The sequence below is a fragment of the Kitasatospora sp. NPDC127060 genome, assembly GCF_042724935.1.
In the GTDB taxonomy this organism is placed as follows: domain Bacteria; phylum Actinomycetota; class Actinomycetes; order Streptomycetales; family Streptomycetaceae; genus Kitasatospora.
The window spans coordinates 36823-50010 of sequence record NZ_JBHXEG010000002.1; the positions used below are offsets into that span (position 1 = coordinate 36823).

General features: G+C 73.3%; 11 protein-coding genes. 6 read left to right on the top strand and 5 right to left on the bottom strand.

Annotated features, from left to right (window positions below):
• Positions 1–30 precede the first annotated feature (30 nt).
• The 3 genes from ACFWIS_RS02105 to ACFWIS_RS02115 all read left to right on the top strand — a co-directional run bounded on the left by ACFWIS_RS02105 (position 31) and on the right by ACFWIS_RS02115 (position 2129).
• On the top strand, positions 31–750 hold the full coding sequence (locus tag ACFWIS_RS02105) for a TetR/AcrR family transcriptional regulator (protein WP_380452375.1): 720 nt from the start codon (positions 31–33) through the stop codon (positions 748–750).
• 117 nt (positions 751–867) lie between these two features.
• Entirely contained in the window at positions 868–1668 is an 801-nt protein-coding gene (locus ACFWIS_RS02110) for a HEAT repeat domain-containing protein (protein WP_380452373.1), read from the top strand.
• A gap of 191 nt (positions 1669–1859) precedes the next feature.
• Positions 1860–2129, top strand: a complete 270-nt coding sequence (locus ACFWIS_RS02115; protein WP_380452371.1) for a GlsB/YeaQ/YmgE family stress response membrane protein — start codon at positions 1860–1862, stop codon at positions 2127–2129.
• A 53-nt stretch (positions 2130–2182) separates the two neighbouring features.
• Here ACFWIS_RS02115 and ACFWIS_RS02120 read toward each other — a convergent pair whose 3' ends face one another.
• Positions 2183–4063, bottom strand: a complete 1881-nt coding sequence (locus ACFWIS_RS02120) for an amino acid transporter (RefSeq protein WP_380452370.1) — start codon at positions 4061–4063, stop codon at positions 2183–2185.
• A 398-nt stretch (positions 4064–4461) separates the two neighbouring features.
• Here ACFWIS_RS02120 and ACFWIS_RS02125 point away from each other — a divergent pair, with 398 nt between their 5' ends.
• The 3 genes from ACFWIS_RS02125 to ACFWIS_RS02135 all read left to right on the top strand — a co-directional run bounded on the left by ACFWIS_RS02125 (position 4462) and on the right by ACFWIS_RS02135 (position 8350).
• Entirely contained in the window at positions 4462–6039 is a 1578-nt protein-coding gene (locus tag ACFWIS_RS02125) for a N,N-dimethylformamidase beta subunit family domain-containing protein (RefSeq protein ID WP_380452368.1), read from the top strand.
• Positions 6040–6287: 248 nt separating this feature from the next.
• On the top strand, positions 6288–7022 hold the full coding sequence (locus ACFWIS_RS02130) for a polyprenol monophosphomannose synthase (RefSeq protein WP_380452367.1): 735 nt from the start codon (positions 6288–6290) through the stop codon (positions 7020–7022).
• An 80-nt stretch (positions 7023–7102) separates the two neighbouring features.
• Complete coding sequence (locus tag ACFWIS_RS02135; protein ID WP_380452365.1) at positions 7103–8350, top strand: aromatic acid exporter family protein; 1248 nt, start codon at positions 7103–7105, stop codon at positions 8348–8350.
• Between the two features lie 17 nt (positions 8351–8367).
• On the opposite strand, the gene ACFWIS_RS02140 is transcribed toward ACFWIS_RS02135, so the two are convergent.
• From ACFWIS_RS02140 to ACFWIS_RS02155, 4 genes are all read right to left on the bottom strand, one after another.
• On the bottom strand, positions 8368–8817 hold the full coding sequence (locus tag ACFWIS_RS02140) for an SRPBCC family protein (RefSeq protein WP_380452363.1): 450 nt from the start codon (positions 8815–8817) through the stop codon (positions 8368–8370).
• Between the two features lie 4 nt (positions 8818–8821).
• Entirely contained in the window at positions 8822–9295 is a 474-nt protein-coding gene (locus ACFWIS_RS02145; protein ID WP_380452361.1) for a VOC family protein, read from the bottom strand.
• Positions 9296–9425: 130 nt separating this feature from the next.
• Positions 9426–11411, bottom strand: a complete 1986-nt coding sequence (locus ACFWIS_RS02150) for a phosphocholine-specific phospholipase C (protein WP_380452359.1) — start codon at positions 11409–11411, stop codon at positions 9426–9428.
• Positions 11412–11425: 14 nt separating this feature from the next.
• A complete protein-coding gene (locus ACFWIS_RS02155; RefSeq protein WP_380452357.1) occupies positions 11426–12862 on the bottom strand; it encodes an endonuclease/exonuclease/phosphatase family protein in 1437 nt (478 codons plus the stop codon).
• Positions 12863–13188: the final 326 nt, after the last annotated feature.

The following is a 13188-nucleotide window of genomic DNA, read 5'->3' on the forward strand; positions in this document are numbered from 1 at the left end:
CGCGGGCAACCCCCGGGACGGGAGCGGACGATGGGCGAGACGGCGAACGACACGGTGCGACTGCTCTGGGAGCAGCCCGCGCGGCCGACCCGCGGACCCAAGCCGGCCCTCAGCCTGGAGCGGATCGCCGCCGCCGGCGTCGAGGTGGCGGACGCGGAGGGGCTGGGCGCGGTCTCCATGCAGAAGGTCGCCGGGATGCTCGACTTCACCAAGATGTCGCTCTACCGGTACGTCCCCGGCAAGGCCGAACTCCTCGCGCTGATGGTCGAGTCGGCCCTCGGCGAGCCCACCGCGGCCGCGGACGGACCCGGCTGGCGGGAGCAACTCACCGCCTGGTCGAACCAGTTGTCCGCCGCCTTCGCCCGCCACCCCTGGCTGCTGGACGCCACCCTCGGCCCCCGGGTGCCCGGCCCGAGGGAACTCGCCTGGCTGGAGCGGGTGGTGGCCGCCCTCGACGGCCACGGGCTGAGCGGCGCCGAACGGATGGACGCCGCCGTGCTGCTCTCCGGGCACGTGCGCACCATCGCCGAACAGACCCGCGCGGTCGGCCCGGACGGCTCCCCCGAGGCCGAACTCCTCGCCGCTCTCGGCACCGTGGTGCAACGGCACGCCGACCGCTACCCCGCCGTGGCCGCCGCGATGGCCGAACCGGACGGACGCGACCAGGCCCTGGACTTCGGCCTGGCCCGCATCATGGACGGCCTGGCCGCCCTGATCGACCGCCGCACCGGCCCGGAGCGCCCGGCGTAGCCGCCCGCGAGCCCGCTGACCCGTCAGCCCGCTGACCCGTCAGCCCGTTGACGCGTCAGCCCGTCGACCCGTCGACCCGTCGAGCCACGCCCCCCGGACCGGCTACCATCCGCTCCCATGGCGATGTTCGTGCACCTGACGTCCACGGCGAACACGCCGCGCATCCGCCGCGCCGGGATCCGGGCCGACAGCCGAGGCCAGGGCGGAGTGCGCGGGGTGTACTGCTTCCCCGTGCTGCCCTCGTACGCCCTCACCCACCAGTGGCTGCGCGAGCTGGCCCGGTTCGGCCCGAAGGGTTCGCTGGCCGCGGTGCACGTCCGACTGGACGACGCCCAGCAGGTGCTGGTCGGGCACTACCGGGACCGCGCCAAGGAGGCCCAGCGGTGGCTGACCGCCGCCGAGGCGGTCGCCCGGATCGCCGCCCTGCCGGACCCGCGCGGCTGGGAGGTCGTCGTACCGCGCGCGGTGGGCGCCCGCGAGGTGCACCGGGTCCGCGCGGTGCCACAGGTCGCGGGCTGGCGCTACCTCCCGGACGCCCACGGCACCCGGCCGTGCACCTGCTTCGGCTGCCGGATCCGCGGCGAGTACGGTGGCCGGCGGCTGCGCGAGCGCCATCCGCACCCGCTGGACGGCCCGCCGCCACCCGTGCCCGTGCTGCTCGCCCGGATCGAGGCGGCGGGCGATCCCGGCGACCCGGACGCACTGCGCTCCGCCCTGCACTGGTTCGGCCTGCGCCGCCGCGGCCCGGTGGAGCGCCTCGCCCGACTGGCCGCCCACCCCGATCCGGGCGTCCGTCAGGAACTGGTCCGGGCGGTCCAGGGCTGGTCCACACCGGGTGTCACCGAACTGCTGGACGGCCTCGCCGAGGATCCGGACCCGGACGTCCGCGAGGCCGTCGCGGACGTCCGTGAGCTCTGACCCCGCCGGGCAGCCCGGCTCAGGAGACGCGCTTGAGCTGCCAGGAGTTCCTCTCCGGACTCGGCACGGCGGAGTGGGGCGCCCCTCCCCGACGTGCCCGTTCGGCCGAACCGGGTGATCATGGGACGAACCGTGTCTTCGGCGATTCGGCGCACCGGCACCCTCCGGCCGCGCCGGGAAGGTGGACAGCGATGTTCCAGCTCCTCTGGATTCTGCTCATCGGCTTCGTGCTCGGCGTGCTCGCCAAGCTGATCCTGCGCGGGCCGCAGTCGATCCCGTGGTGGCTGACCATGCTGCTCGGCGCCGCCGGAGCCTGGCTGGGCAACGCCGTCTCCGGCTGGATCGGTGTCCGCCACACCTCCGGCATCGACTGGATCCGTCACGTCCTCCAACTCGGCTTCGCCGTGGCCCTGGTGGCCATCGTCGCACCGGCCTGGAGCAAGAACCGCAACCCCCGCTGATCACACCCCCGGGTGGTCCGACCCGTGGGTCCGGACCACCCGGGACAGAACAGCTAGCCGACGTGCACCGCGGGCCGGCGGGCCCGGTCGGGCTCGGCCTCGCGGAGCACCTCGCGGGTGACCGGCGCGATCTCGCCCTGCCCGAACAGGAAGAACCGCATGAACTGGGCGAAGGGGTTGCCCTCGGTCCACTCGAAGTAGATGTGCGGCTGCTGCCCGGTGAGGTCGCGCACCCGCAGCAGCAGCGCGGCCAGCGCGTTGGGCACGCTGGAGCTCTGCAGCGAGAGCACCCGGTAGCGCTCGTGCAGCACCTCCCCGCGCACCGTCAGTTCGGCCTCGAAGTCGGACGGGTCGAGCACGGTGACCTCGACGAAGACCAGGTCGTCCTCCGCCGGGATGTCGTTGTCGGCACGGATCTGCCGGATCTTGTCCCGGTACTCGGCGATGTCCCGACTGTTGGGCTCGTTGGCGATCAGGCGCAGCGGTCGGTGGGTGTAGTCCCGGACGAAGCGCTCCGCGACCTCGTCCAGGACCACGTCGGTGACGCGCAGTTCGAAGGCGCGCTTGAGCCGGGAGAGGAAGGAAACCAGCATGATGCCCGCGATGAAGCAGGCGCCGATCTTGACGCCGTCCGGCCGTTCGGCGATGTTCACGGCGGTGGTGTAGAGGAACACGGCGGCGATCACCGCGAAGGTGACGGTCCAGCGCCGTTCCCCGGCCTTGCGGGCGGCGATGGTGACGGCGACCGCGGCGGAGCTGATCAGCACCAGCACACCGGTCGCGTACGCGCCGCCCTGGGCGTCGACGTTGGCGTCGAAGATCCAGGTGACCAGGAACGCGATCAGGGTCAGCACGATCACCGTCGGCCGCACCGCCCGGGCCCAGTGCGGGGCCATGCCGTAGCGCGGCAGGTAGCGGGGCATCAGGTTGAGCAGTCCCGCCATGGCGGAGGCGCCGGCGAACCAGAGGATGGCGATGGTCGACAGGTCGTAGACACTGCCGAAGGCGCTGCCCAGGTTCTCGTGGGCGAGGTAGGCGAGGGCGCGGCCGTTGGCCGGGCCACCGCTCTTGAAAGCGTCCGCGGGGATCAGCAGGGTCGTGATGAGGCTGGTGGCGATCAGGAAGACGCTCATGATCACGGCGGCGGTGGTGAGCAGGTGGCGGGCGCCGCGGATGCGGCCGGTGGGCTTCTCCTCGGTGTCGTCCGGGTCGCCCTCGATGTGGGGCATCACGGCGACGCCGGTCTCGAAGCCGGAGAGGCCGAGCGCGAGTTTGGGGAAGACGATCAGCGCCACGCCGATCATCGCGAACGCGTTGCCGTGCTCGGCGGTCAGCCCGTCCGTCCAGTCGCCGAACACCTGGGGTTCCTTGAGGACGTGCCAGATGCCGTTGGCCACCACGACCACGTTGAGCGTGAGGTAGACCGCGACCAGGACGACGGCCAGGCCGATGGCCTCGCTGAAGCCCTTCAGGAACACCGCGCCGAGCAGCGCCACCAGGATGAGGGTGAGCATCACCTGCTTGCCGGACAGGGCGCTGTGCAGGTGCGGGTTCTCGATCAGGTGGGCGGTCGCGTCGGCGGCCGACAGGGTGATGGTGATCATGAAGTCGGTGGCGGCGAAGCCGAGCAGGGTCAGCACGAAGAGCTTGCCCTGCCAGAACGACAGCAGCCGCTCCAGCATGGCGATCGAGCCCTGGCCGTGCGGGCTCTCGATGGCCACCCGCCGGTAGACCGGCAGCGCGCCGCACAGGGTGACCAGCACCAGGACGACCGTGGCGATCGGCGACAGCAGGCCGGCCGCGAGGGCGGCGATGCCGGGCTGGTAGCCGAGCGTCGAGAAGTAGTCGAGGCCGGTCAGGCACATGACCCGCCACCAGTGCGCGCCCTTCTCGGCGGGTGCCTCGGCGTGCGGACCGGGGTGCTGCTTCGCCATGTCCGAGAGGCCTTCGAGCAGCCACGCACGGAACCTGGTGCCCCGCGTGGACGGAGTCGAAGGGGCTGCTCCCGGTGCGGCCGAACCCGACGAGACCACGTACACCCCTGTCCACGACTTCGGCCGGCCGCCGCGCGGTTCCGGACCCCCAAGGCCGCCGGACGGCGGGCCTGGTCAGGCTAGGGGACCGGGCCGGGGCGGTCCGGCAGCCTCGCGGGCCAACACGCCGGGATGCGCCCGTCCGGCCCTCCGGGCTGGCGCCGGCCGCCCGACGCTGGTCGGCGGCCCCGGCGCGGCGGTGCACCAGCCCCACCCGCAAGGGGTATAGATGTCCGCGCGCATTGACTCACCAGGTTGACGCGCCCATGGGATCGGCGGCGGACGGCAGGGAGACAGCGGTGGCGGAACCGAGTCGGCGGGGGATCCTGGGCCTGGGCCTGATGGCGGCCGCCGTCACCTCCTGCGGCGCCCAGCACCCGGGCGCCGCCCCGCACCCCACGCCGGACCCCCAGGGTGCTCCCGGCACGGCCGCACCCACCGCCGCCCAGCACGCCGGACCGGAGGGCGACCCGCCGAACGAGCAGTCCCTGCCCGGCAACCCGGACTGGGAGATCACCGACCCCGGCCGGGCCGGCGCCGTCGAGGGCTTCGCCGACCGGGTCAGCGTGCTGCCCGGCGAGTCCTTCGGCCTGCACGTCTCCACCCCCGCCGCCTCCTTCACCGTCTCCGCCTACCGGATGGGCTGGTACGGCGGCGCCCGGGCCCGGCTGGTCTGGCGCCGTGAGCACGTCCCCGGTGCCAAACAGGCCGCCCCGCACGTGGACCAGGTCACCCGCACCGTGCTGACCGGCTGGCAACGCACCCTCGCCGTGGACACCACCGGCTGGCCCGAGGGCGCCTACCTGCTGCGTCTGGACGCCGAGGACGGCTCCGGCCGCAGCTACGTCCCGCTCACCGTCCGCTCCGCGAGCACCGCCGGGAAGACCGTGGTGATGAGCGCCCCGGCGACCTGGCAGGCCTACAACGAGTGGGGCGGCCACAGCCTCTACAACGGCCCGACCGGCGGCCTGGCCACCCGCTCGCTGCGGGTCGTCTTCGACCGGCCGTACGACTACGACCACGGCGCCGGGCTGTTCCTGGTCTACGAGGCACCGCTGATCGCCCTGGCCGAGCGACTCGGGCTGCCGCTCGCCTACACCACCGGGATCGACGTGGCCCGCGAACCGGGGCTGCTGCGCGGCGCGAGCGCCGTCCTCTCGCTCGGCCACGACGAGTACTGGTCCCCCGAGCAGCGCACCAACGTGGTGGCTGCCCGGGACACCGGGACGAACCTGGCGGTCCTCGGCGCCAACTGCTGCTTCCGGCGGATCCGCTTCGAGCCCACCGAGCTCGGACCGGACCGCACGGTGGTCTGCTACAAGGCCGCCTGGGCGCAGGACCCCGGCTACCAGGCGGGCTCCCCGGCGACCACCGACTTCCGGGCCGGCCCCGGCGCCGACCCGGAGAGCTCGATGCTCGGCGTGATCTACGACGGCTACCCGGTGGACGCCCCGTACGTGGTCACCTCGCCGGGGCACTGGGCCTTCGAGGGCACCGGCGTGGTGGCCGGGGCGTCCTTCCCGCACCTGGTCGGCGTCGAGTACGACCGGGTCGACACCGGCTTCCCCACCCCGCGCCCGATCGAGGTGATCGCCCACTCCCCGGTGGTCTGCGAGGGCCGGCGCTCCCACTCCGACACCGCGTACTACACCGTGCCCAGCGGCGCCGGAGTCTTCGCCAGTGGGACGATGCGCTGGGTGGAGGCCCTGGACGCGCGCGGCCCCGGCGGCGGCAAGGCCGACCACGGCATCGACTCCCACGCCGGGGACGTGGTCCGCAAGGTCACCGAGAACGTCCTGCGCGCCTTCGCCGCCGGTCCGGCCGCACGCACCCACCCCGCGCAGGACAACCTGGCCGCCGTCTACGGCACGGCGTAGCGGTCCAGCACGGGTCCGTCGCGGTCCCGCACGCCAGCACACCAGCACACCAGCACGACCCACCGTGGTCCATCGCGGTCGAACCGGCCTTCCCGACCCCGTCCGAGCCCTGCCCCGTCCGCCCCGGGGCCGGAAGGAGCCGTTGATCCGGCTACACTCGCACGGTCTAACAGCAGCGCAGGTCGTCACAGGACAACCGACCGGTGTGGCCCTGGTGCCGGCCGGCGAGGGCACGAGGGAAACAGAACATGGTCGAGGCCTCCCCGAAGGTCGTTGTCGTCGTCCCCACGTACAACGAGCGGGAGAACCTTCCGGTCCTCGCCGGGCTCCTCGCGGACCTCGCGGTGCCCGAGCTGCACCTGCTGGTGGTCGACGACAACTCCCCCGACGGCACCGGCGAGATCGCCGACAAGCTCGCCGCCGACTCCGGGGGCACCGTCGGCGTGCTGCACCGCACCGAGAAGGACGGCCTCGGCCGCGCCTACCTGGCCGGCATGGCCCGGGCCCTGGACGAGGGCGCCGACGTGGTGATCCAGATGGACGCCGACCTCTCGCACCCGGCCTCGGCGATACCCGCGATGGTCGCCACCCTGCTGGCCGACCAGGACACCGCCGTGGTGCTCGGCTCCCGCTACGTGCCCGGCGGGTCGACCGCCGAGGAGTGGCCGTGGCACCGCAAGGCGCTCTCCGCCTGGGCCAACTTCTACGTCAACGCGATCCTCGGCCTGGGCGTCCGGGACGCCACCGCGGGCTTCAAGGCCTGGCGGGCGAGCGCCCTGCGGGCCATCGACCTGCCGACCGTGCAGAGCAACGGCTACTCGTTCCAGGTCGAGATGAACTACCGGGTGATCCAGCGCGGCCTGACCATCCGCGAGGTGCCGATCCGCTTCGAGGAGCGGATCGAGGGCGCCTCCAAGATGAGCATCGGGGTGCAGATGGAGTCCGCCCTCGCCCCCTGGAAGCTGCGCTTCAACCGCGAGTAGCCACGCAAGAGCGGGTCTGGACGAGTAGTCCCTGCGGCAACGGGCTGTGTGAGCCGCGGTCGCGGGGAAAGAAGGGCTTCATGGCCCTTCTCCGGGAGTCCCTGCCGACGCTGGTCCGCCGCGCCGCCCGAGACCCGTTCGCCGTCCAGACGCTGCGCGCCACCGTGGCCGCCACCCTGTCGTACGCGGTGGCCACCCGGCTGAGCAGCGAGCCCGCGCCGCTGACCGCGCCGCTCACCGCGCTGCTGGTGGTGCAGGTCACCGTCTACTCGACGCTCAAGACCAGCGTCCGCCGGGTCGTCTCGGTGGTGGTCGGGGTGCTGATCGCGATCGGCTTCAGCGCCGTGGTCGGGCTCTCCTGGTGGAGCCTGGGGCTGATCATCCTGGCCTCGCTGGTGATCGGGCGGTTCGTCCGGGTCGAGGAGTTCGTCCAGGAGGTCGCGATCAGCGCGATGCTGATCCTGGGCGTCTCCAAACTGACCTCCCAGGCCTGGGACCGGGTGCTGGAGACCCTGATCGGCGCGGCCGTCGGCCTGCTGTTCAACCTGGTCTTCGCCCCGCCGGTCTGGGTGGACACCGCCGGGGAGTCGATCGAGGACCTCGCCCGGCGGGCCCGTCAGCTGCTGCTCGACATCTCCGAACAGCTGGGCCGGCCGACCCCGGTGGCGCGGGCCGCCGAGCGGCTGCACGAGGCCCGCCAGCTGGACCAGGCGATCGCGGACGTGGACGCGGCGCTGCGCCAGGCCGAGGACAGCCTGCGGTTCAACCCCCGGATCAGCGAGGGGCTGCTCTCCCGGCTGGTGCTGCGCACCGGGTTGGACACCCTGGAGATCTGCGTGGTGGTGATCCGGGTGCTGGCCCGCTCCCTGACCGACCTGGCCAAGCGGCGCGGGCCCGAGGAGCGGCTGTTCCCGCCGGAGGTCGCGGTCGTGCTGGAGGAGCTGCTGGCGCACGTCGGCGGGGCGATGGTCAGCTTCGCGGTACTGGTCACCACCCAGGTGAGCCGCAACGCCGCAGAGGCCGAGGAGCGGCTGACCGCCGAGCTGGCGGCGGCCTGGACCTGCCGGGAGAACGTCGCCGAGGTGCTGCTGCGCAAGGTGCAGCAGCACCCGGAGGCCTGGCAGCTGCACGGCTCGATGCTGGCCGAGGTCGACCGGATCCTGGACGAGCTGGACCTCGAGCACCGCAGCCGGCGGCTGATGGAGGAGCTGGACCGGGCCTCGCTGGCGAGCCGGGAGCGGTTCTCCCCGCTGGCCCGGCTGCGCCGCGCGGTGCGGGAGCGGCGGCGGGACGAACGGGAGCGCCCGGCGGCGGGGGCCGGGCGCTGAGCATCGCCGTCAGGAGGTCAGGGCATCAGCCAGGGCTGCTGCGGCAGCGGGTGGCCGGTCTCCACGTAGGTCTTGAGGTTGGACAGCACCGCCGACCAGCCCCGTTCGGCGTCCGCCCGCTCGGACTCGTCGGCGAGGTTCTCGTGGGTGACGGTGAGCCGGGTCAGATCCTGCCAGCGCCGGAGGTCGAAGGTGACCCGTGAGGGCCCGCCGGGGCGCCGCCCCTCCGGCCCCGCCCAGGTGGTGACCAGCCGGTGCGGGCGGTCGGACACCTCGACGGTGCCGATCACGTCGGCGATCCCGGAGCCGTCGGCGCGCTGGTGCTCCCAGGGCGCGCCGGGCAGCCAGGTGGAGACGTTGCGGTGGCCCCAGTAGAGGCCGGACTCGTCGGCGTTGGTGAGCGCGTGCCAGACCCGCTCCGGGGTGGCGCGCAGGTAGACGATGCCGCGGTGGCTGAAGGCGGTCACCGGCTCAGCCCCTGGCCGCGTCGAGCAGCGGCTGGATCTCGATCTTCCCCATCCGCAGCATGACCGCCATCACCCGGTCCGCCTTGGCCCGGTCCTCGTCGCCGACCAGGTCGAGCAGGACCCGCGGGGTGATCTGCCAGGACAGGCCGTAGCGGTCCTTGAGCCAGCCGCACGGGCCCTCCTGGCCGCCGTCGGCGGTGAGCTTGGCCCAGAGTTCGTCGACCTCCCGCTGGTCGTCGCACTCGACCTGGAGCGAGATCGCCTCGGTGAAGTGGAACTCGGGGCCGCCGTTGAGCGCCGTGTAGGGCCGGCCGGCGAGTTCGAACTCGACGGTCATCACCGAGCCGGCCTGGACGGGGGCTCCCTCGCCGTAGTGGGTGACCCTGGTGATCCGGGAGTCGGGGAAGAGCGAGGTGTAGAAGGCGGCGGCCGCTTCGGCCTGGTCGTCGAACCAGAGGAAGGTGGTGATCTTCTGCATGCGCCCGACGGTAACGGCGGGCCCGCGTGCGGCGGCCGAGCCACGGCCGGGGGTCACCGGATCGGCGCCCCCGGCCGGACGGCCTCGGCCGGTTCGCGTCGGTGCGGCTCGCCGCCCCGTACGCGTCGGGTCAGTGCACCCAGCCCGCGTAGCGCTGCACGAAGCGCCGGCCGGTGTGGGCGGTGACCACGACGTCGTAGCGGCCCTGCTGGTCCAGCGGCCAGGAGAGGTCGACCTGCTTGCCGGGCTTGACCCAGACGGTCTGGGCGCTGCCCGCGAAGTCGTTGGGCGCGGCGGTGAAGGCCACGTCCGTCAGGCCGTCGTTGGCCACCTGGAGGGTGAGCTTGAGGCTGCCGTGCAGGTCGGCGGTGACGATCGGCACGCCGATGTCGTTCTGGCCGTCCCGTCCGTCCCGGACGACCGTCCCGGCGAAGCGGCGCACGAAGCCGTCCGGGCCGTGGACGGTGAAGTCGTAGCGGCCGTCGGTGGCGGCGGCGTCCCAGACGTAGGTCGCGGTCGCGCCGGGGGCGACGGTGTACGGGGTGCCCGCGAACGGGAGCAGGATGTTCGGGTAGACGGTGTACGGGAAGGCCACCGAGCCGTCGTTGCTCATGGTGCAGGTGACCTTGCCGGTCCGGCGGTCCACCTCGACGTCGGCCCACGGCTGGTACGGCAGCGGGCGGTGCGGGCGGTCGCCGCGCTCCTGGACCGGCATCGCCTGGGCGCCGGTCGCCGGGAGGGCGACGCCGGGCAGCTTGGTGCCCGCGTCGGCCCTCGCCATCAGGGCGTTGGTGTCGGGCAGTCGGGGGATCGAGGTGTCCGGGGCGGCGAAGTCGAAGCAGCTGGTGAGGTCTCCGCAGACGGCCCGGCGCCAGGCGGAGATGTTGGGCTCGGCCACGCCGGTCACCAGCTCCATCAGGCGCAGCACCGAAGTGTGGTCGAAGACCTGGGAGTTGACCCAGCCGCCGCGCGACCAGGGGGACGCCACCCAGAGCGGGACGCGGTTGCCGAGGCCGATGGCCCGGCCCTGGGTGAACTCCTCGGGGGTGCCGGGCTCGGGGGTGGGCGGGACCATGTGGTCGAAGTAGCCGTCGTTCTCGTCGTACATGACCAGGAAGACGGTGTGCTGCCAGACCTCCGGGTTGGACATCAGCGACTGCAGCGCCTGGTTGACCCAGTGGGCGCCGTAGGCGGGGCCCGCCTCCGGGTGCTCGGAGAACAGGTAGGGCGCGACCAGCCACGAGATGGTCGGCAGGGTGCCGTCCTTGCAGTGGCGGTCGAAGTCGGTGGGGTCGAACTTGGTCATCGCGTTGAGGTAACGCGGGTCGTCCTTCGGGAAGTTGTGGAACTGCTTGAAGTAGGAGAGCGCGTTGTCGTCGTAGTCGCCGGTGCGGTCGTCCTTGCTGGGGTTGTGGTAGACCCGCCAGCTGACGCCGGCCGCCTGGAGGCGCTCGGCGTAGGTGGTCCAGTCGGCGACCGGGTTGTCGGTGACCGGGGTGTTGTCGATCCAGGGGCCGGTGGTGCCGTCCCGGCCGGGGCCGGAGGTACCGGTCCACAGGTAGAGCCGGTTGGGGTCGGTGGGGCCGGCCAGCGAGGTGAAGTAGGCGTCGCAGAGGGTGAACGCGTCGGCCAGGGCGTACTGGTAGGGAATGTCGTCCCGGGTGAAGTAGCCCATGGTGCGCTCGCCCTTGGCGGCGATCCACTTGTTCATCGCACCGTTGTTGATGGCCTGGTGGCCGGTCGCCCAGTCGTGGGCCAGGCCGCCGGCGTTCTGCGCGTTGTACTTCGAGGTGTCCATCCGGTACGGCAGCATCACCCCGCCGTCGCTGCGGCGGGCGTCGGGCTGGCGGAACACGTCGGTGCCGTCCGGGAACCGGAGGGCCTGCTTGTCGCCGAAGCCGCGCACGCCGTTCAGGGTGCCGAAGTAGTGGTCGAAGCTGCGGTTCTCCTGCATCAGGACGACGACGTGCTTGACGTCCTTGATGGTGCCGGTGAGGGCGGTGGCGGCCGCGGCGTCGGGGGCGGCGTCCGCCCGGGTGGCGGACAGGCAGGTCAGGGCGGTGGCGCCGACGGCCGCGGAGGCGCCGACGAAGGTGCGGCGGGAGAGCTCGGGCATCACGGACTGGCCTCTCAGAGCTGGAAGGTGGCGACGGCGGCGGCGGTGTCGGAGGGCCACTCGTTGGCGGCGGTGTTCGGCTCCGGCTGGGGCCAGTCCGCGACCAGGGTGTGCGCCTCGACCAGCTTCAGCGCTCCGGCGTAGTGGACGGCGTCGATCCGGTCCTGCGGCTCGGGGCGGTCGCCGCGCCGCTTGCGGGTGGGCGACCAGGTGACGCCCGGGGCCTTGGCCGGGTCGCGGTTCTCCTCGCGGAAGGTGTCGGTCAGTCCGGCGGCCTGCAGCTCCGTGGTGACCGGCCAGGCGAGCGGGCCGACGCCCTGGTGGGCGGAGGCGGTGGCGGCCGTCCAGTCCAGGTGGGAGGGCGAGGAGAGCGCACCGGCCAGCACCACCGGGACGCGCCGGGCGAGGTCCGCGCGCACGGCGGCGGCCAGCGCCTTGGCCTGCTTGACGCGCGGTGAGGCGGTCTCGGCGGCCAGCACCTGGGCGGCGGTGCCGCCGTCCTGGACGGCGTACGGGCCGTAGCCCGCCTCGTCGAGGTGCGCGGCCCAGAACCGGACGCCGCAGCCGCCGGGCAGCTGGACGGTGGCCGCGACGGCGGGCAGCTCGGCGGTGGCCCGGGTCGGCTCGGTGAGCGGGTAGCGGCTGAGGATGCCGACGCTGCCCGGGCTCTGGTGGGCGTACCAGCCGAGGGCGTCGGCCAGGGTCTGGGCCCGCTCGCCGGCCGTCTCCTGCAGGGCGAGCACGTCCAGGCCCTGGGCGAGGACGACGCGCAGCTGCTTCTCCAGCGCGTCGGTGTAACCGGAGCCCGCCTGGTGCAGGTTCCAGCTGGCGGCCTTGAGCCGGGGCGCGGCGGTCGGAGCCACCACCGGGACGAGCACGGTGACGGTGTCGGTGGCCCCGGTGCTGTCCTTGACGCCGACCACCACCAGCTCGGGGTTGCGGCCGGGGGTGGCGGGGGCCGTACCGGTGAGCGTGCCGTCGGCGGCGACCGAGGCCCAGGCCGCGCCGCCGAGCTTGCGGAAGGCAGCCGAGCCGGCGGGGTTGCCGGCCGGGCGGGACCAGAGGCCGCCGAGCTTGATCTTCACGGCGGCGCCGGGGGCGACCGGGGTGGCGGTGAAGGAGTCGACGGCGGCGTGCGGGGGGACGACCGCGGGCTTGGGCCGGAAGCTGAACGGGGCGGTCTGGGCGAGGACGCCGTAGCCGTCCTTGGCGAGCAGGTAGGCGGTGTACGGGCCACCGGTCAGCGCGGAGGTGTCGAGCTGGACGTCGCCGGAGCTGCCGGGGGTGTACTTCCACACCAGCGAGGAGCCGGTGCCGGGCCGGCGGCTGCCGTCGTAGATGCCGACCCAGTTCTTGGCGTCGGGGGCGTCGGTGGTCCAGTGGAAGGTGAGCCGGTCGCCTTCGGCGGGGCTGCTGGAGGAGGTCAGGGTCAGGGCGCTGCCTGCGGCCACGGTTGTCCTGTCCGCCGCCGCGGGTCCGGTCCGCCGGGGGACGGTGCCGGGGCCGCGCGCGGCTGGTCACGGAGGCTGGGAGGGAGAACGCCCACAGTTGGCTGTACAACTGTGGGCTGGCTCATTCATCCGAAGGCCAGCGACCGGAACGTGAACGGCGCGTGACGGAGCATCGGGCGGTTCGGGAACTCCATGACGGAACCGCCGCCGGACAGCCACGGAGGGGCGCGGCGGACGATCCGTGGCGGCCCGCGGGGGGGGTGTGGGGGGGTGTGGGGGGGTGTGTGGGGGTGGTTGGGGTGTGCCTTGTGGTGGTGGTTGTGGGG